This window comes from Pseudomonas sp. UBA6562 (assembly GCF_002434265.1).
Lineage (GTDB): Bacteria > Pseudomonadota > Gammaproteobacteria > Pseudomonadales > Pseudomonadaceae > Aquipseudomonas.
On record NZ_DJJS01000007.1, the window covers coordinates 561,935 to 581,249 of the forward strand.

Consider the following 19,315-nt stretch of genomic DNA (forward strand, 5'->3'; position numbering starts at 1 on the left):
AAATCGCAGTGCCAGCCAAGCTGACACTGCGTCTGGGTCGGTGTTAGGAGCGTCCGCCCTTGCCACCGCCCGAACCTGAATTGTCTTTGCTCGTACCGCTGGATGCCTTGCCGCCTTTCCTACCGGCTTCCGACGCTTTTTGCGGGTCGTTGGCAAAGTTGCCACCGTTACCCTTGCCGCCGTGGCTACCCGACTTCTCACTCGTCTTGCTGTCTTTCTTGTCCATGATCTTTCACCTATAGGGCTTCAGAAAATGCACGACAACATGCCGTACATAGCCTGGGAGTACGGTCAATGAAAAGGATTCGATACTCCGCGCCGTTGCCGGACCGGTGGCACTAACAGACGCTTGAGGGTTAATTGAGACGCCAAGCAACCGCCTGCATTAGAGCTTCTGCGAGACGTTTTCTTCGAGCAACTGGATGAACGTACTCAAACTGCGCGATACCGTCCCACGCCGCCAGACCAGCCAGGTTTTCAAATAGCGGAAATCTTCCGACATCGGCCAGGCGCTGACCATGCTGCACCCGGGCATGTTGTCGAGCATGCTGCGCGGCAGCATGGCCAGACCTGCGCCGGCGCTGACGCAGGCCAGCATGCCATGGTAGGACTCCATCTCGTGGATCTTGCCCGGCACGGCGTTGTCCTGCACGAACCAGTTGGCGAAGTGGTGGCGGTACGAGCAGTTGGGGCGGAAGGCGTAGATGTTCTCGCCGTTGACGTCCTGGGCACGGGTCACCGGGGCGTGGTTGAGGGGCGCGATGATGACCATCTGTTCTTCGAACACCGGCATGCCTTCCAGCGTGGGGTGCAGCACCGGTCCGTCGACGAAGGCGGCGACCAGACGCCCGCTCAGCACCCCTTCGAGCATGGTCCCGGAGGGGCCGGTCGAGAGATCCAGGTCCACTTTCGGGTAGCGCTGGTTGTAAGCCGCGAGCAGCGCTGGAATACGCACGGCGGCGGTGCTTTCCAGAGAGCCCAGGGCGAAGGTGCCTTGCGGGTCTTCACCGGCGACCGTCAGCCGCGCCTCATGCACCAGATCGAGAATGCGGCGGGTGTACTCGAGGAAATTCCACCCCGCTGGCGATAGGCGCAGGCGGCTCTTCTCACGGATGAACAAGTCGACGCCGAGGTCTTCCTCCAGTTGCTTGATCCGTGTGGTGAGGTTCGAGGGCACGCGGTGGATCTGCTGTGCGGCGGCGCTGATGCTGCCATGCTCGGCTACGGCCTTGAATATTTCCAGTTGCACCAGATCCATAATCATTCTCCAAACGTGAACATTGCGCTCATTATTATTCAGTTTTCAGTAGCAAGGCGAACCATTAGTCTGAACTCAATCACCCATGAGCACAGGTAGTTCGCCATGACCACGATCAGCAGCCACACCCACGCCATCTCCGTCGATCCGTTCACCGGCGAACAGATCGGTCACTATCCGTTCGACGATGCCGCCACTCAACAGGCCTCCCTGCAACGTGCGGCCGACGGCTTCAAGCAGTGGCGCAAGGTGTCGGTGGCAGAACGCAGCGAGCACCTGGCGCGTTTGGCCGACACCCTCGAAGCCGGGGCCGAAGCCTTCGCGCAGATGATCGCCCGGGAAATCGGCAAGCCGATCAGCCAGGCCCGTGGCGAAGTCGGCAAGTGCGTGGGCCTGTGCCGTTGGTACGCCGAACACGGTCCGGCCATGCTCGCCCCCGAAGCCACGCAGATCGCCACCGCGCGCATCGAGTACCGCCCGCTGGGGCCGATCCTGGCGGTGATGCCGTGGAACTTCCCAGTCTGGCAAGTGCTGCGCGGCGCCGTTCCGGCGCTGCTGGCCGGCAACACCTATGTGCTCAAGCACGCTCCCAACGTGATGGGCAGCGCCTACCTGCTGCTGGAGCTGTTCCAGCGCGCCGGTCTGCCGCAGGGCGTCTTCGAGCTGCTCAACGTCACCCCCGACGGTGTGACCCGTGCGATCAACGATCCGCGCATCGCCGCCGTCACCCTGACCGGCAGCGTGCGCGCCGGCATGGCGATCGGCGCCCAGGCAGGTGCCGCGTTGAAGAAGTGCGTGCTGGAACTCGGCGGTTCCGATCCGTTCATCGTGCTCGCCGACGCCGACCTGGACGCCGCCGTGAAGGCTTCGGTGATCGGTCGCTACCAGAACACCGGCCAGGTCTGCGCCGCTGCCAAGCGCATGATCGTCGAAGAAAGCGTGGTCGAGGCCTTCACCGCCAAGTTCGTCGAGGCGACGCGTGCCTTGACCGTGGGCAACCCGCTGCACGACGACACCTACATCGGCCCGATGGCACGCTTCGACCTGCGTGACGAGCTCGACGGCCAAGTCCAGGCCAGCCTTGCCGAAGGTGCCACGTTGCTGCTGGGCGGCCACAAACTCGAAGGCGTGGGCAACTTCTATGCACCCACCGTGCTGGGTGACGTGACCCGCGACATGACCGCCTTCCAGCAAGAGCTGTTCGGCCCCGTCGCGGCGATCATCAGCGCCCGGGACGCCGAGCACGCGGTGGAGCTGGCCAACGACAGCGAGTTCGGGCTGGCGGCGACCATCTACACGGCAGACCTGGCCTTGGCCGAACGCATGACCAGCGCCCTGGACACCGGTGGCGTGTTCATCAACGGCTATTGCGCTTCCGACCCCCGCGTGGCCTTCGGCGGCGTGAAGAAAAGCGGCTTCGGTCGCGAGCTGTCGCACTTCGGCGTACGCGAGTTCACCAACGTGCAGACCGTGTGGCTGGACCGCAACTGACCGACCGGGCCGCGCTTCAGCCGCGGCCTTGGTCCTTGACCCAATCGAGCACCCCGCCCGGCACGATCAATTCGTGCCGGGCGCGCGAGCAGGCGGTGTACAAACCGGCCAGGGTGCGCGCACGCTCGTTGCGCCCACCACCGGCACTGGGCGAGACCATGAGCTCTGGCGAGACCATCACACGTGAGAATTCGCGGTTCTTCACGTCTTCCACACGGGCCAGGAACAGGGTCGGCGTCTTGGTCCAGCGGTAGCGGCTCTTGGCCTTGGCGAAGTCTTCGGCGGTATAGCCCCTGCGCAGCATCTGCGCCACGGCGGTGAAGGCGCGGTCGTCGCTCTTGTCCTGCTCCAGGGCCTGCCAGCTGGCATATCGGAACAACAGGCGGTGGCGTGGCCGAGTGCCGTAGCGGAACAGCTCGATGCAGTCTTCGACGAACAGCTCGAATTCCTTGCGCGCTTCGGGCAACAGCACGAACGGCACCCGTTGGTGGCTCAGGCGCTGAAACCAGCCGAACAGGCCCCACTCGTCGTCCACCAGCAGCACAGTGGGCTGCTCGGGCACGCTTACCGCATCGTAGAAGCTGATCCGGGTGTAATGCTCGGCCGTGCCGGTGAACGCGGCCTGGATGCTGGCCGGATGGGCTTCGATCAGGGGGTTGAGCACCGCGTCCATGGCCGGGCCTGCGCGTAGTGAGCGGTGGATGATGCGCTGGCGGATGAAGCTGCCGTGGTGGGCGCTCAGGCCGTTGAGGTTTTGCAGCTCGTCGCCCAAGGCGATGATCGATTGCGGGCTGCGGTCGAGAATCGCCAGCATGGGCGCCGACAGTTCGTGGGCCTCGTCGACGATGGCATGGCTGAAGCGGCCGTCGATCACCTCGTCGAGCAGTGACAGCAGCTTGATGCGGTGGTAGTCGCGGATCGGCAGTTGCACCTCGCGCGCCGAAGGGCGGATCAGTTCTTGCCAGTAGCGCCGGGCCATCTCCAGCAATACTTCCTGGTCGAGCGTCGTCAGCCCCGGCCCGGCCCACGGCAAGTGGCGCAGTTGCACGTCTGGCTCACCGCCGTGGCAGAAGCTGCGCACCGCACCGATGCACACGGCGACCACCTCGCGCGCCGCCAGCGGGCCGACGTCGGGGATGCCCAGCCACTGCACGACCTTGGCCTCCTGCGGCCGCCACGACAGCTTGGTGCGGTAACGGTCGCGCACGCGCCAGCCTTGGGCCGTCTGGTCGCGGTCGAGGATCAGGTCGGCCAGCTGGCCGAAGGTCAGCGCGGTGAACGCATCGGCGTTCTTGACCCGTGCCTGCAACGCCCGCAACTGCGCCTCGGTGCGCGCCAACAGCAAGGTGCGCGGCGGCTCCAGCAGGCGCGCCAACTGATGGATGAGGAACGTCTTGCCGGTCCCGGCGAACCCCTGCACTGCCACCGACTCTTCGGCACCGCAAAGGAATTCGCGCAGCAGCCGTTGCTGCGGGTCGCTCAACACCAGGTCGCTGGCCAACCCCGGCAGTGGCGCAGGATGCAGTGGCGTGACGTGCTGGCGATAGCGCGGCGAGAAGCCGAAATCCCAGCCCCCTTCGGGCGTACGCAAGCTGGATCTGTCGAGCGCCACCTCGGCATCGAGCAGGCCAATGGCATTGACGCCCAGCAGGCCCAGACCCTTGGCGAAGGTAACGGCCTCGAAGCGCTGGCGCACCTGCTCCAGAAACCGACCCGGTGCGTTGGCCTCGACTTCGTCGGCGATCGCCAGCACCTCGGCGAAGCGCCGCTCCAAGGCTTCCACCCCCAGCGCCGTCGTGGTCTGGCGCGGCAAGTTGAGGATGAACAGGATTGCGGCGGCTTGCAGGGCATCGGCCTGGCGCAGCAAGCCGTGATCGGCGCCGCGGGCCAAAGCCTCGGCGTCGTCGTGGGTCAGGGGCAGGTAGAACATCGGCACCTCGGCGAACAATGCCCGGCACCATACCAACAATCGCTGCGCCCTGCCCGATTGGCGCTACCTGAGCCTCAAGGCAAGCGTTGGTCGTCGAAACAAGGCAGCTGGCTCTGCACCTGATTGGACGCCCGCGGCACCTGCGCCGCATCGGTGCTGGGCTTTTCCACGTGCCAGTAGCAGTACCGGACCGCGCGGGTCACGGCCACATACGCCAGGCGTTGCACTTCGTCTTTCTGCGCAGTGTCGAACGGCTGTGCGTCGCCTGCACGGCCTAGGCCAGCCAGGCGATACACCTGGTTCTTGTAGGGCGAGCTGGTCTGGTACTGGCAGTCGCCGAGCATGAACACCGCATCGGCCTGCAAGCCCTTGGCGCTATGGTAGGTCAACTGGCGCAGGCGCCGTTCTGCGGCGGGCAACCTAGAATCGGCTTTAACTACAGCTTCAATATGCTCTGAAATCAATAACTTATCGCTTCCTTTTCGAAACAACATCATAACCGTTTCGCCCGCGTCGTAGTGCTCTTTGAGCGTTGCGGCGAGGGCCGCCTCATTACGGTCCATGACGTTGACCGGCGTATTGGGCAGCGCCGCCGCCAAGCCGCTCGCCGTGGCCTTCTTGCCGGGGATCGCAGGCGTACCGCGCACTAGGTGCTCGGCCGCATCGATGATCGACTGCTGGCTGCGGTAGTTTTCCACCATCATCACCCGGGTATGGCTTGGCGACAGGAAGGTCTTGGTGAAGGCCATGAAGAAGGTCGGCGAGCTGCCGCGCCAGCCGTAGATCGATTGCCAGTCGTCGCCCACGCACAACAGGGACGACTGCTGCGCATTGCGCCCTGCATGCAGCTGCGGGCCACGGCGACGGATCTCCCTAAGGCTGGCCCGCAGCCAGCTGACGATCTGCGGCGAGACGTCCTGGAATTCGTCGACCATCACGTGCGCCAGCGGGCGCAGAAGCGGGTCGGGCAGCAGATGCAGGTTCTCCGGGTGGCGCTCGCTGAACAGCGCGAACATGCGGTTGTAGGTCATCACCGGCGGCGACTGCGCCAGCAGATGGGCCTCCAGTGCCTGATGGTACAGCGCTAGCGCCTCGAAAAAGGCAGCATCGCTGTCCCCTGGCGCGAAGCGCATCCCCGCCACCGCAGCATTGACCTCCAGACCAAGGTTTTCGATGAAGTTGCTGGCGGCGACGAACGCATCGAGCAACGGTGCGGCAGCCAGCTCGCCTTTGACCTTGAATTCGAAGCCAGGCCCGGCTACCGCCTCCCCGGCCAGGGCCGCCGCCAAGCGCTTTGCCGAAGCATAGTTGTCCAGCCATATCAAAGGTTTATCGCAGAAAGCTTGAAACAAGGTGCGTTTGACAGCCCATTCTGCGCGCACTGTGAGCTTGGCACCGGGGCGTTGGTATTGCGCGCTTTCGTTAGGATCGAAACCCAGCATGACCCAGGCATCCAGCCCTTCCAAGCGACCATGGACGTGGAAACGGCTGCCACGGATCTCAAGGGTTTCGCGGCACGGCTCGATACCCTGGATCGGCCAGGCGCCTGCGGCGAACCACAGGTCTTCGATCACATCGCACAGCTCTTCGTCGCGCTGGGCGGCAAGCTGGGTCACCTGCGCGCGTTTCTGCACGTCCGGGTGCTCGGGGTCCAGGGCCTTCAATTGCAAAGCCTCGCAGCGCATCTGGGCGACCAGTTCGGCGAAACGCGGGCTGCTGTGCAACAGGTCGCGATAGCACAGGTTCATCTGCTGGCGCTGTGCCTCGTTCAAGCGCAAGTCGAACGGGTTGCTGTCGGCGTCTTGCTCACGGCCTTGCGGCAGATCGTTGCCCAGCGTCTCGAACGCGCGCAACTCGCCAAAGCCCGGAAGGCCGCGTACCCAAGGCAGGATGCGTGAATGGAAGGTGCGCACCAGGTCACGGGCCTGTGCCGGGTCCAGGGCTACTTGCCAGAGGCCGAACACGTGCAGCAGCCGCTTGATGAAGTCCTTGCGCGATTCACGGGTGAAGGTCACCACCGTCATGGCGTCGAGTTCGAAGCCCAGGTAGCGGTGCAGCAACAGCAGCCGCAGCACCAAGGACGTCGACTTGCCGGCCCCCGCTCCGGCCACCACGCAGGTGGACGGGGTGTCGCTGAAGATCAACTTCCATTGCGCCGCACTCGGCTGGGCGGTGGCCGGCAGGCGCTCGGCGACATCAGCCTTGAAACGCTTCTTCAGTTCGGCGCTTAGTGGCAGGCGCCAATCTTCGAACAGGTTCAAGTCCTGCCCAGGCACGGCGGGTGTGGGTTCGCGGCTGTCGCGAATCACCAGCACCTGGCGACCGGCCTCGAAACCTTCGGCATGCCCTTGTTCGAAGCCTTCCCGACTGCCCTGGCCATGGCCTTTGCGTTGGCCGCTGGCGTGGCCGAGGAACCAGGAGTCGCGATGCTGTGCCTGCAACCCGCTCAGGCCGCGGCCCAACAGCCGCGCCGCGAACCGACGCAACCAGGGCAATTGGGCCGGAGGGGTCAGCGCCGGTGGCACCTCGGGGAAGTCGTCGGACACGGTCGTTTCCTTGTTCTTCAAATCAACGCGGCATGTTCGCCGCATCTGTAGGAAAGCGCCAGCGATTGCTTGTAGATCAGGGCATTAGCCGATGAATCGCAGGCAGATACGCAAGTAAATATATCTATTAATCGAATACTTTAAAGCCAAAATTTACGCTTTTTATCGATGATTCGAGCGCGCATGATGAATCCATTCCACCTTCCCACCTTGGAGCCTCCCATGCTGCAACTGCGCCCCTTCGCAACCCTTGGCCACGCCAACCATGGCTGGCTCGATGCCCACCACCATTTCTCCTTCGCCGAGTACCACGACCCGGCCCGCATGAACTGGGGCAACCTGCGGGTCTGGAATGACGATCTGATCGCTGCCGGCAGCGGCTTCCCTGCCCACCCGCATCGCGACATGGAAATCATCACCTATGTTCGTGAAGGTGCCATCAGCCACGAAGACAGCCTGGGCAACAAGGGCCGCACCGAAGCCGGCGACGTGCAGGTGATGAGCGCAGGCACCGGTATCGTGCACAGCGAATGGAACAGCGAGCCGGTCGATGTGCGTCTTTTCCAGATCTGGATCATTCCGGAGCGCCGTGGCGATGCGCCCTCCTGGGGCACCCGGCCCTTCCCGCGCGGCGAGCGCGACGAAGGCTTCGTGACCCTGGCCAGCGGTCGCGACGGCGATGACGACGCCCTGCGCATCCGCGCCGATGCGCGCCTGGCCGCCGCCACGGTGCGCGCGGGCGACACCGCGGTGTACACCTTCGAACCTGGCCGACGTGGGTACCTGGTACCGGCGCGCGGTGTGATCGAGGTCAACGGGCTGCGTGCCAATGCGCGCGATGGCGTGGCGATCGAGCAGGAACGCGAAGTGCACGTGACGGCCATCGAAGACGCCGAGATCGTGTTGGTCGACGTGGCCTGATCGAACGGGTGGGCGGTCCTCACTGGGTCCGCCTATCGCCGTTATCGACTGGCAGACATACTTTGCATCATTCAGATCGATAATAACCTTCGTCCCATTCGATTCGTCCGCTTCATGCCACCCGCGCACACTCCGCCCACTTTCCTATCGGTCAATGGCGGGCTCTCCCATGCAACGTTCCTCCCTTCCCTTGCGTTTTCCCCTGGCGGCCCTGGCCGTACTGGTGATCAGCGCTTGCGGCCGCGCGCCCGACGCGGTGCAGGCGCCCGCAGCTCCCAAGGTCACCGTGGCCAAAGTGATCGAACAGCCGATCAACGAATGGGACGAGTTCACCGGCCGCCTGGAAGCGCCGGAAACCGTCGAGGTGCGGCCACGGGTTTCCGGGCAGATCGACCGTGTGGCCTTCACCGAGGGTGCGCAGGTCAAGCAAGGCGACCTGCTGTTCCAGATCGACCCGCGCCCCTTCCAGGCCGAAGTGCGACGCCTGGAGGCGCAACTGCAGCAGGCCCGCGCCAATGCCAGCCGCAGTGACAACGAAGCCCAGCGCGGTGCCCGTCTGCGCGACAGCAACGCCATTTCCGCAGAACTCGCCGAATCGCGCAGCAGCGCTGCCGCCGAAGCCAAGGCCGGTGTCGCGGCGATCCAGGCCCAGCTCGACCTGGCGCGCCTGAACCTGAGCTTCACCCGCGTCACCGCACCCATCGCCGGGCGCGTAGGCCGCGCGCAGTTCACTGCGGGCAATATCGTCAGCGCCGACGTCACGCCGCTGACCACGCTGGTGTCCACCGACAAGGTCTACGCCTACTTCGACGCCGACGAGCGCGTCTACCTCAAGTACGCCCAGCTCGCCCGCCAAGGCCAGCGCGGCCAGACCACCCCGGTGTACCTGGGCCTGAGCAACGAGGTCGACACCCCGCACCTGGGCCAGATGAACTTCGTCGACAACCAGGTCAACCCGCGTACCGGCACCATTCGCGGCCGCGCCGTGTTCGACAATGGCGACGGGGCGTTCACCCCCGGCCTCTACGCGCGGCTGAAACTGGTCGGCAGCGCCCAGTACGACGCCGTGTTGATCAACGACGAAGCCGTGGGCACGGACCTGGGCAAGAAGTTCGTGCTGGTGATGGACAAAGACGACACCGCCGCCTACCGCAGCGTCGAACTCGGGCCCAAGCTCGAAGGCCTGCGCATCGTGCGCAGCGGCCTCGGCAAGGACGACCGCATCGTGGTCAAGGGCCTGCAACGGGTGCGCCCCGGCAGCAAGGTCACGCCCCAGGAAGCGCCGATGGCCAGCGATGCCACCCTCGCCGCCCTCGCCCGTCAGCGCCAGGCGCTGCAAGCCAGCCAGCCGGCCCCCAAGGCCGCAGCGGGCGACGCCAAGCTCGCCAGCGTTTCGGCCCCTCGCGGCTAAGGACTCAGACCGATGAACTTCTCCCGCTTTTTCATCACCCGGCCGATCTTCGCCGCAGTGCTGTCGTTGATCCTGCTGATCGCCGGCAGCATCGCGCTGTTCCAGCTGCCGATCAGCGAATACCCCGAAGTGGTGCCGCCGACCGTGGTGGTGCGCGCCAACTTCCCTGGCGCCAACCCCAAGGTCATCGGTGAAACCGTGGCGTCGCCCTTGGAGCAAGCCATCACCGGGGTCGAGAACATGCTGTACATGTCCTCGCAGTCCACCGCCGACGGCAAGCTGACCCTGACCATCACCTTTGCCCTAGGCACCGACCTCGACAATGCCCAAGTGCAGGTGCAGAACCGCGTGACCCGCACCCAGCCCAAGTTGCCCGAAGAAGTGACGCGCATCGGCATCACCGTCGACAAGGCCTCGCCCGACCTGACCATGGTCGTGCACCTGACCTCGCCCGACCAGCGCTACGACATGCTCTACCTCTCCAACTACGCCATCCTCAACGTCAAGGACGAGCTGGCGCGGCTGAACGGCATCGGCGACGTGCAGTTGTTCGGCATGGGCGACTACTCGCTGCGGGTCTGGCTCGACCCGAACAAGACCGCCTCGCGCAATCTGACCGCCAGCGACGTGGTCACCGCCATCCGCGAGCAGAACCGCCAGGTCGCGGCCGGCCAGCTCGGCGCACCGCCCGCGCCCGGCGCGACCAGCTTCCAGCTGTCGATCAATACCCAAGGCCGCCTGATCACCGAAGAAGAGTTCGAGAACATCGTGGTGCGCGCCGGCGCCAACGGCGAGATCACGCGCCTCAAAGACGTCGCCCGCGTCGAGCTGGGTTCGAGCCAGTACGCCCTGCGTTCGCTGCTGAACAACCAGCCAGCCGTGGCCATTCCGATCTTCCAGCGTCCAGGCTCCAACGCCATCGACATCTCCGATGCGGTACGGGCGAAGATGGCCGAGCTGAAGAAAGATTTCCCCGAGGGCATGGACTACAGCATCGTCTACGACCCCACGGTGTTCGTGCGCGGCTCCATCGAAGCGGTGGTGCATACCCTGTTCGAAGCGCTGATCCTGGTGGTGCTGGTGGTGATCCTGTTCCTCCAGACCTGGCGCGCCTCGATCATTCCGCTGCTGGCGGTGCCGGTGTCGCTGATCGGCACCTTCGCGGTGATGCACCTGTTCGGCTTCTCGCTCAATGCGCTGTCGTTGTTCGGCTTGGTGCTGGCCATCGGCATCGTGGTGGACGATGCGATCGTGGTGGTGGAGAACGTCGAGCGCAACATCGGCCTTGGCTTGAAGCCCATGGAAGCCACACAGAAAGCCATGGGCGAAGTCACAGGCCCCATCGTCGCCACGGCGCTGGTGCTGTGCGCGGTGTTCGTGCCGGCGGCGTTCATTTCCGGGCTGACGGGCCAGTTCTACAAGCAGTTCGCCCTGACCATCGCCATTTCCACGGTGATCTCGGCCTTCAACTCGCTAACCCTGTCGCCGGCCCTGGCCGCAGTGCTGCTCAAGGACCACCACGCGCCGAAGGACCGCTTCTCGCGCCTGCTGGAGCGCTTGCTGGGCGGCTGGCTGTTCGCCCCGTTCAACCGCTTCTTCGAGCGCGCCTCACTGCGCTACGTAGCGGGCGTGGGCCGGGTCATCCGCTCCAGCGGCATCGCGCTGTTCGTCTATGCCGGGCTGATGGCCCTGACCTACCTGGGCTTCGCCTCGACGCCCACCGGTTTCGTGCCTGCGCAGGACAAGCAGTACCTGGTGGCCTTCGCGCAACTGCCGGATGCGGCGAGCCTGGACCGCACGGAAGCCGTCATCAAGCGCATGAGCGAAATCGCCTTGAAGCAACCCGGTGTATCCGACTCGGTGGCCTTCCCGGGCCTATCGATCAACGGGTTCACCAACAGCCCCAACAGCGGGGTGGTGTTCACGCCGCTGAAACCCTTCGACGAACGCAAGGACCCAAGCCAGTCGGCCGCCGCCATCGCCGCCGCGCTCAACGCCCAGTTCGCCGACATCGAAGACGCCTACATCGCCATCTTCCCACCGCCACCGGTCCAGGGCCTGGGCACCATCGGCGGCTTCCGCCTGCAGATCGAAGACCGCGGCAACCTGGGCTACGAAGCGCTGTACCGCGAAACCCAGAACATCATCGCCAAGAGCCATGACGTGCCGGAACTGGCCGGGCTGTTCACCAGCTACCAGGTCAACGTGCCGCAGGTCGATGCCGCCATCGACCGTGAGAAAGCCAAGACCCATGGCGTGGCGATCAACGACATCTTCGACACCTTGCAGATCTACCTGGGCTCGCTGTACGCCAACGACTTCAACCGTTTCGGCCGCACCTACCAGGTCAACGTCCAGGCCGAGCAGCAGTTCCGCCTCGATGCCGAGCAGATCGGCCAGCTCAAGGTACGCAACGACCGTGGCGAGATGGTCCCGCTGGCGAGCTTCCTCAAGGTCAGCGACACCTCCGGCCCCGACCGGGTGATGCATTACAACGGCTTCATCACCGCCGAGATCAACGGCGCTGCGGCGCCCGGCTACAGCTCCGGACAAGCGGAAGCGGCGATCGAGCGGCTGCTCAAGCAGGAATTGCCCAATGGCATGGTGTTCGAATGGACCGACCTGACCTACCAGCAGATCCTCTCGGGCAATACCGCGCTGCTGGTGTTCCCGCTCTGCGTGCTGCTGGCGTTCCTGGTGCTGGCGGCGCAGTACGAAAGCTGGAGCCTGCCGTTGGCGGTGATCCTGATCGTGCCGATGACGCTGCTGTCGGCCATCACCGGGGTGATGCTGGCCGGTAGCGACAACAACATCTTCACCCAGATCGGCCTGATCGTACTGGTGGGCCTGGCGTGCAAGAACGCCATCCTCATCGTCGAGTTCGCCAAGGACAAGCAAGCCGAAGGCCTCGACCCGCTGGCGGCCGTGCTGGAAGCCTGCCGTCTGCGCCTGCGGCCGATCCTGATGACCTCGATCGCCTTCATCATGGGCGTGGTGCCGCTGGTGCTGTCGTCCGGCGCCGGGGCCGAAATGCGCCATGCCATGGGTGTGGCGGTGTTCTCGGGGATGATCGGGGTGACGCTGTTCGGCCTGTTCCTGACCCCGGTGTTCTTCTTCCTGATCCGCCGTTTCGTCGAACGTCGCGAGGCGCGCAAGGCCGCCGTTCGCCCCGTCGCCCTGGAGAGCCAGCCATGAACCTACTCAAAGCCCTGACCCCGAGCTTGTTGGCACTGGCCCTGGCGGCCTGTGCGGTGGGCCCGGACTACCACGCGCCGGATACCGTGCCGGCGCAGCTGGACGCGCAACTGCAAGGCCAGCGCCTGGACCGCGCGCGGTTCGAGAGCGCCTGGTGGCGGCAGTTCGACGACCCGGTGCTGAACCAGTTGGTCAGCGTCTCGCTGGCCGGCAACCGCGACTTGCGTGTGGCGTTCGCCCGGCTCAAGGCGGCGCGCTCGCTGCGTGAAGAAGACAGCCTGGACCGCGTACCGACGGTCACCAGCCGCGCCAGCAGCGAGCTGGGCAAAAGCCAGATTCCGGGGCAGACCGACGATCGGGTCAACATCGAGCGCTATGACCTGGGCCTGGACATGGCCTGGGAGCTTGACCTGTTCGGCCGCATCCAACGGCAGATCGAAGCCAGCCAGGCCCGTGAGGATGCCGCGGCCGCCGACTTGCAACAATTGCAGGTCAGTTTGATCGCGGAGCTGGTCGACGCCTACGGCCAACTGCGTGGTGCTCAACTGCGCGAACGCATCGCCACCGACAACCTCGACAACCAACGCCAGTCGCGCTCGCTCACCGAGCGGCTGCGCGATGCGGGCGTGGGCAACGAACTGGACGTGATGCGCGCCGAGGCGCGCCTGGCCGGCGTCGAAGCCACGGTGCCGCAATTGCAAGCGCAGCAGGCGCGGGCAAGCAACCGCATCGCCACCCTGCTCGGCCAACGTGCCGATGCGCTGAACGTCGACCTCTCGCCCAGGGCTTTGCCGGCGATCGCCAAGACCCTGCCGGTGGGCGACCCCGGCGAGCTGCTGCGCCGGCGCCCGGACATCCGCCGCGCCGAGCGCGAACTGGCCGCTGCCACGGCCTCGGTCGGCGTGGCCACAGCCGATCTGTTCCCACGGGTCAGCCTCAGCGGCTTCCTTGGTTTCACCGCCGGGCGAGGCTCGCAACTGGGCAGCGCCGCAGCCAACGCCTGGGCCTTGGGGCCTAGCATTCAATGGGCGGCGTTCGACTTGGGCAGCGTGCGCGCCCGCCTGCGCGGCGCCAAGGCCGACGCCGAGGGCGCACTGGCCAGCTACGAGCAGCAGGTGCTGCTGGCCTTGGAGGAGTCGGCCAATGCCTTCAGCGACTACGGCAAGCGTCAGCAGCGGCTGCGCGCCCTGGTGCGCCAGAGCGAGGCCAGCCGCAAGGCTGCGGAGCTGGCCTCGATACGCTACCGCGAAGGCAGTGTCGATTATCTGGTGCTGCTCGATGCCGAGCGCGAACGCCTGGCGGCCGAGGATGCGCAGGCCCAGGGCGAGGTCGAGCTGTACCAGGGCATCGTCGACATCTACAAAGCCCTGGGTGGGGGCTGGGAGCCGACGGTGGTGGCCAGCGCCCGCTGAATGCGAAAGGGGTGCGTCAATGGCGATGCCCCTATTGCAAGGTTCGAAGGGCCGCTGTGTTCGGCCCCTGACGACCACGAGGACTGCATACGACCGTTCGCCTGCGCATCGCGCAGGCACCCTCCATTTCGGCTGCCATGCAAGGTGGCGGTGAGCGACAACGGGTTGTGCAACCCAGCAGAAAAATCGCATCTGATAGTGGTTCGCCATTATCCCGGTTCTCGCACGGGGGCCGTCGGGGTTAGAATGCGCAAAATCCGGAGCGCCGATGAACCACGAACGCCTGCCCCCAAATGACCCCGATGCGATCACCGATGCCGCCGCGCACTGGTGCATGCGCCTGCATGCCGACGACTGCACCGAAGCCGAACGCCAGGCGTTCGCGCAGTGGTTGGCGGCCGATCCCCGGCATGCCGAGGAGTACAAGGCCATTGGCGCGATCTGGCAGAACGTCGAGCATGTACCGCGCAGCCAGACCCATCTGGTCTACAACCCGCCCTACCGTCGTCCGCCGCTGCGCTATCGCCTGCGTCGCTTTGCGCCCGCCTTCGCCTGCGCTCTGCTGGCCCTGCCCGTTGCCGGTTGGTTCGGCTGGGAGCAAGGACTGCTGCCCAACAGCTACCAGCACCTGAGCAGCGGCGCTACCCGGCAGACGGTGCAGTTGAGCGACGGCAGCCAGGTCGAGTTGAACCTGCACACCGAGTTGCGGTATTTCAACTTCAAGGACCAGCGCAAGGTGGTGCTGGTCGAAGGCGAAGCCTTCTTCAAGGTCGCCCACGACAGCGAACACCCGTTCATCGTGCAGGCCGGGCGCGGTCATACCCGCGTCACCGGCACGCAGTTCAACGTGTGGAAATATCAGGACCAGGTCAAGGTCACGTTGGTACAGGGCTCGGTGCTGGTCAGCAGCGACGGCGACGACGGTTATCGCCTCAGCCCCGGCATGCAGGCCACCTACCGCAAGGGCGACTTCGAGCCGCAACTGGCGCAGAACGACGACTACGAACGCAGCCTGGCCTGGCGCAGCGGCAAGCTGGTGCTGGACGACCTCAGCCTGCAACAGGCCCTGCCCATCATCAGCCGCTACCTCGACAAGCCGCTGCGCGTCGCCGACGACAGCACCGGCAAGATCCGCATCAGCGGCGTGTACAACACCGGCGAGGTCGAGCGCCTGGTGGCCATGTTGCCCAAGGTGCTGCCGGTCTACCTGACCCGCAGCAAGGATGGCGGCACCGTGCTCAACCGCATCGCCCTGCCGCCACCGCGCGGCTGAGCCTTACAGCACCATCGCCGCCAGCCAGCCGAAGGCCAGCAACGGCAGGTTGTAATGCAGGAAGGTCGGGACCACGGTGTCCCAGATGTGGTGGTGCTGGCCGTCGACGTTCAGGCCCGAGGTCGGCCCCAGGGTCGAGTCCGAGGCGGGGGAACCGGCGTCGCCCAAGGCCCCTGCCGTACCGACGATGCACACCGTGGCCAGCGGGTCGAAGCCCAGTTGCAGGCACAGCGGCACGAAGATCGCCGCCAGGATCGGCACGGTCGAGAACGACGAACCGATGCCCATGGTCACCAGCAACCCCACCAACAGCATCAACAGCGCGCCGATGCCCTTGCTGTGGTCGATCCACTGGGCCGCGGCCTCGACCAGCGACTTCACTTCGCCGGTGCTTTTGATCACTTCGGCAAAGCCCGACGAGGAAATCAGGATAAAGCCGATCATGGCCATCATCTTCATGCCTTCGGTGAACAGGTCGTCGGTGTCTTTCCAGCGCACGATGCCCGATAGCGAGAAGATCAAAAAGCCGACCATCGCGCCGATGATCATCGAATCCAGCCACAGCTGCACCACGAACGCGGCCAGAATGGCCAGCCCGGCCACCAGCAAGGTCAAAGGGTTGTACTGCACGCTGACCTGCTCGACCTGCTCGATGCGTGCCAAGTCATAGTCGCGCTTGCGCCGGTAGCTGACGAACACCGCCACCAGCAGGCCGAAGAGCATGCCAGCCGCAGGCAGGGCCATGGCATGGGTGACGTTGATGCCACTGACGTCGACTCCGGCGCGGCTGACGTTGGCCAGCAGGATCTGATTGAGGAAGATGTGGCCGAAGCCCACCGGCAGGAAGATATAGGGCGTGATCAAGCCGAAGGTGATCACGCAGGCGATCATTCGCCGGTCGATGCGCAGTCGGGTCAGCACATACAACAGCGGCGGGACCAGCAGCGGAATGAAGGCGATGTGGATCGGCAGGATGTTCTGCGACGCCACCGATACCACCAGCAGCAGCCCGATCAGCAGCCACTTGACCTTGCCGCCTTCGGCCTGCCCCTGGCGATCGAACATCGCCAGCGCGCGGTCGGCCAACGCGTGGGCCAGACCCGACTTGGCGATGGCCACGGCGAACGCGCCGAGCAAGGCGTAGGACAACGCCACCGTCGCGCCGCCGCCCAGGCCGGTGTTGAAGGCTTGCAGCGTGCCTTCGATGCCCAGCCCCCCGACCAGCCCACCGGTCAGGGCGCCGATGATCAACGCGATGACCACGTGCACACGGGACAGGCTCAGGACCAGCATGACGCCGACCGCGGCAATGACTGCATTCATTTCTTCGAGTACCTCGTTGCGACAGACGAAAGCGAGCGCACCGGCGCCAGGCTGCCTAAGGCAGGGCCGGTACGAAAGGATGGTTGTTCTTGGAGGGCGCACACTCTGAAGCAGCCCCGCCCGCTTGTCAAAGCGACGCAGCCCACGGCTCGCCCGCCCGCCAGGTTTTTCTTGAACGCTTGGATAAAGAAAAACTGGGCACCGCCGATGCAGTTGCGAGCCCAGGAAACCAACGACGGACCCGCGGGCCGACGCCAGGCTGGAGGGATCAAGCCGGGCGCTTGCAGGGCGCGCCTTCACGCAAGGCGCCCGGGCAGGAGTGCGTGGCAGCGCCACGGGATTACGCGGGTGGTGTCGTCCAGAACTAGAACCGATTCCAAGAGAGTGCCTCATGCCGCTGCGTCAATTGTCCATCCAATGGAAGATCACCCTGCTGGCCGGCTTGTGCCTGGCCAGCATCGTCACGTTGCTGGTCGGCCTATCGCTGTATCGTATGAACGCCAGCGCCGGCCTGGTCGAAGCCAGCAGCATGCAGATGCTGGGCAAGGTCGCCCAGGCGCGGCTGGAAGCGCAGAGCGAGGCCCAGGGCCTGAACGTGCGCCGCCAGTTCATGGACGCCTATCAGTACGGCGCCGGCGTCGCGCGCCAGGTGATGTTCGTGCGCGAGCAGGCGCGCAAGCGTCAGTTCGACGCCCGCGACCTGCGCCAGGACCTGACCGACCAAGTGCACAAGGCCTTGCAAGGCAACCCCGACCTGCTCGGCTTTTCGCTGGTCTTCGAGCCCAATGCCCTCGACCGCCAAGACAGCCAGTTCGCCGGTCAGGAGGCTTTGGGCAGCAACGCCGACGGCCGTTTCGCGTTGTACTGGTCGCAACCGCGCCCCGGCCAGCTCACCGCCATGGCCTTGCCCGAGCGGGACATGGCCGACACCAGCATCGGCCCGAGCGGCGAGCCGGCCAACACCTGGTGGGTCTGCCCCCGCAGCACGGCCAAGGTGTGCATCAGCGAACCCTACTTCTATGCCATCGACGGCCAACAGGTGCTGATGACCAGCATCGTCTTCCCGCTGATGGAGAACGGCAAGGCCATCGGTACGTTGTCCACCGACATCAACCTCAACAGCCTGCAAGCCATCAGCGAACGTGCCAGCGCCGGCCTCTACGAGGGCCGCACCACGGTCGGCATTCTCAGCCCGGCCGGGTTGCTGGCTGGCTACAGCGCCGACGCCAGCAAGCTTTCGCAGCGCTATGAGCAGGTCGACCCGGCGCAAGGCGCAGAGCTGGTGCGCACTCTAGGTCAGGGCCAGGCGCAGCAGGTGGTCGAACACGAGCACCGGCTCAAGGTGCTGACCAGCTTCGAACCGGTACCCGGCAGCAAACGCTGGGGCGTCTTGCTGGACCTGCCCAAAAGCGTGCTGACCGCACCTGCCGAAAGCCTGAAGAGCGAGCTCGACACCCTCAACCGTGAGGGCATGCTGCTGCAATTGGCCCTCGGCATCGCCGCGGCCATCGCCGGTCTGCTGCTGGTCTGGCTGCTGGCGCGCGGTGTGACCCGTCCGATCCTGGGCGTCGCGGCCAGGCTCAAGGACATCGCCAGCGGCGAAGGCGACCTCACCCGCCGCTTGACCTACGACAAGCGCGACGAACTGGGCGAGCTGGCCGGCTGGTTCAACCGTTTCCTCGACAAGCTGCAACCGACCATCGCCGAGGTGAAGGCCTCGGTGCAGGCCGCACGCGGCACCGCCGACCAGTCGGCGGCCATCGCCAGCCAGACCAGCGCCGGCATGGAACAGCAGTACCGCCAGGTCGACCAGGCCGCCACGGCCTCCCACGAAATGAGCGCCACCGCCCAGGACGTCGCCCGCAGCGCGGCCCAGGCGGCGCAAGCGGCGCGCGATGCCGACCAGGCTACCCGCGAAGGCTTGACGGTGATCGAACGCACCACGCAAAGCATCGACCACCTGGCCGCCGACATGAGTACGGCCATGGCCCAGGTGGCGGGGTTGGCACAGAACAGCGACAAGATCGGCTCGGTGCTCGAAGTGATCCGCTCGATTGCCGAACAGACCAACCTGCTCGCCCTCAACGCCGCCATCGAAGCGGCCCGCGCGGGCGAAGCGGGTCGCGGCTTCGCCGTGGTGGCCGACGAGGTGCGCAACCTGGCCCGAAGGACCCAGGAGTCGGTCGAAGAAACGCGCCAGGTGATCGAAGCCCTGCAAGCCGGCACCCAGGAGGTGGTCGGTGCCATGCAAGGCGGCCATCAACAGGCTCAAGGGGGCGTGGAACAGGTGTCTGCCGCTGCGGCTGCGCTGCAACGGATCGGCCATGCGGTATCGGTCATCACCGACATGAACCTGCAAATCGCCAGCGCTGCGGAAGAGCAAAGCGCCGTGGCCGAAGAGATCAACAGCAACATCGCCACCATCCGCGACGTGACCGAGTCGCTGTCGGGGCAGGCCAACGAATCGGCGCGGGTCAGCCAGTCGTTGAACCAGTTGGCGAATCAGCAGCAGGGGTTGATGGATCAGTTCCGCGTCTAGGGGCTTGGTAGACGGT

At 65.3% G+C, this 19,315-nt stretch carries 12 protein-coding genes and 1 pseudogene; 8 read left to right on the top strand and 5 right to left on the bottom strand.

What is annotated here, in order from left to right; all coding sequences use genetic code 11:
- Positions 1 to 43 precede the first annotated feature (43 nt).
- Both B4M43_RS14545 and ptrR read right to left on the bottom strand, forming a co-directional pair.
- Entirely contained in the window at positions 44 to 226 is a 183-nt protein-coding gene (locus B4M43_RS14545; protein ID WP_414707845.1) for a KGG domain-containing protein, read from the bottom strand.
- A gap of 159 nt (positions 227 to 385) precedes the next feature.
- Positions 386 to 1,258 (bottom strand): putrescine utilization regulator PtrR, encoded by an 873-nt coding sequence (gene ptrR / locus B4M43_RS14550; RefSeq protein WP_296268138.1) that lies wholly within the window; start codon positions 1,256 to 1,258, stop codon positions 386 to 388.
- 105 nt (positions 1,259 to 1,363) lie between these two features.
- Between ptrR and B4M43_RS14555 the strand changes: the two genes are divergently transcribed.
- The gene (locus B4M43_RS14555) at positions 1,364 to 2,749 is read left to right on the top strand and encodes an aldehyde dehydrogenase family protein (RefSeq protein WP_296268139.1); all 1,386 of its coding nucleotides are present in this window, start codon (positions 1,364 to 1,366) and stop codon (positions 2,747 to 2,749) included.
- A 16-nt stretch (positions 2,750 to 2,765) separates the two neighbouring features.
- Here B4M43_RS14555 and B4M43_RS14560 read toward each other — a convergent pair whose 3' ends face one another.
- Both B4M43_RS14560 and B4M43_RS14565 read right to left on the bottom strand, forming a co-directional pair.
- Positions 2,766 to 4,679, bottom strand: a complete 1,914-nt coding sequence (locus B4M43_RS14560; protein ID WP_296268140.1) for an AAA family ATPase — start codon at positions 4,677 to 4,679, stop codon at positions 2,766 to 2,768.
- A gap of 74 nt (positions 4,680 to 4,753) precedes the next feature.
- The gene (locus B4M43_RS14565; RefSeq protein WP_296268141.1) at positions 4,754 to 7,270 is read right to left on the bottom strand and encodes a UvrD-helicase domain-containing protein; all 2,517 of its coding nucleotides are present in this window, start codon (positions 7,268 to 7,270) and stop codon (positions 4,754 to 4,756) included.
- A gap of 177 nt (positions 7,271 to 7,447) precedes the next feature.
- Between B4M43_RS14565 and B4M43_RS14570 the strand changes: the two genes are divergently transcribed.
- The 5 genes from B4M43_RS14570 to B4M43_RS14590 all read left to right on the top strand — a co-directional run bounded on the left by B4M43_RS14570 (position 7,448) and on the right by B4M43_RS14590 (position 15,437).
- Positions 7,448 to 8,146 (top strand): pirin family protein, encoded by a 699-nt coding sequence (locus B4M43_RS14570; protein WP_296268142.1) that lies wholly within the window; start codon positions 7,448 to 7,450, stop codon positions 8,144 to 8,146.
- A 169-nt stretch (positions 8,147 to 8,315) separates the two neighbouring features.
- On the top strand, positions 8,316 to 9,557 hold the full coding sequence (gene mexE / locus B4M43_RS14575; protein ID WP_296268143.1) for a multidrug efflux RND transporter periplasmic adaptor subunit MexE: 1,242 nt from the start codon (positions 8,316 to 8,318) through the stop codon (positions 9,555 to 9,557).
- Positions 9,558 to 9,569: 12 nt separating this feature from the next.
- Complete coding sequence (locus B4M43_RS14580; protein ID WP_296268144.1) at positions 9,570 to 12,752, top strand: efflux RND transporter permease subunit; 3,183 nt, start codon at positions 9,570 to 9,572, stop codon at positions 12,750 to 12,752.
- On the top strand, positions 12,749 to 14,164 hold the full coding sequence (locus B4M43_RS14585) for an efflux transporter outer membrane subunit (RefSeq protein ID WP_296268145.1): 1,416 nt from the start codon (positions 12,749 to 12,751) through the stop codon (positions 14,162 to 14,164). Before B4M43_RS14580 ends, B4M43_RS14585 begins: the two co-directional genes overlap by 4 nt.
- Positions 14,165 to 14,432: 268 nt before the next feature.
- On the top strand, positions 14,433 to 15,437 hold the full coding sequence (locus tag B4M43_RS14590) for a FecR family protein (protein WP_296268146.1): 1,005 nt from the start codon (positions 14,433 to 14,435) through the stop codon (positions 15,435 to 15,437).
- 3 nt (positions 15,438 to 15,440) lie between these two features.
- Here the strand turns inward: B4M43_RS14590 and B4M43_RS14595 are convergent, their stop codons facing one another.
- Entirely contained in the window at positions 15,441 to 16,760 is a 1,320-nt protein-coding gene (locus B4M43_RS14595) for a Na+/H+ antiporter family protein (protein WP_296268147.1), read from the bottom strand.
- A 652-nt stretch (positions 16,761 to 17,412) separates the two neighbouring features.
- Here B4M43_RS14595 and B4M43_RS21170 point away from each other — a divergent pair.
- Together B4M43_RS21170 and B4M43_RS21175 are read left to right on the top strand one after the other, a co-directional pair.
- A pseudogene (locus B4M43_RS21170) lies at positions 17,413 to 18,441 on the top strand (HAMP domain-containing protein); the annotation flags it as partial.
- 102 nt (positions 18,442 to 18,543) lie between these two features.
- Positions 18,544 to 19,299 (top strand): methyl-accepting chemotaxis protein, encoded by a 756-nt coding sequence (locus tag B4M43_RS21175; protein ID WP_414707856.1) that lies wholly within the window; start codon positions 18,544 to 18,546, stop codon positions 19,297 to 19,299.
- Positions 19,300 to 19,315 lie beyond the last annotated feature (16 nt).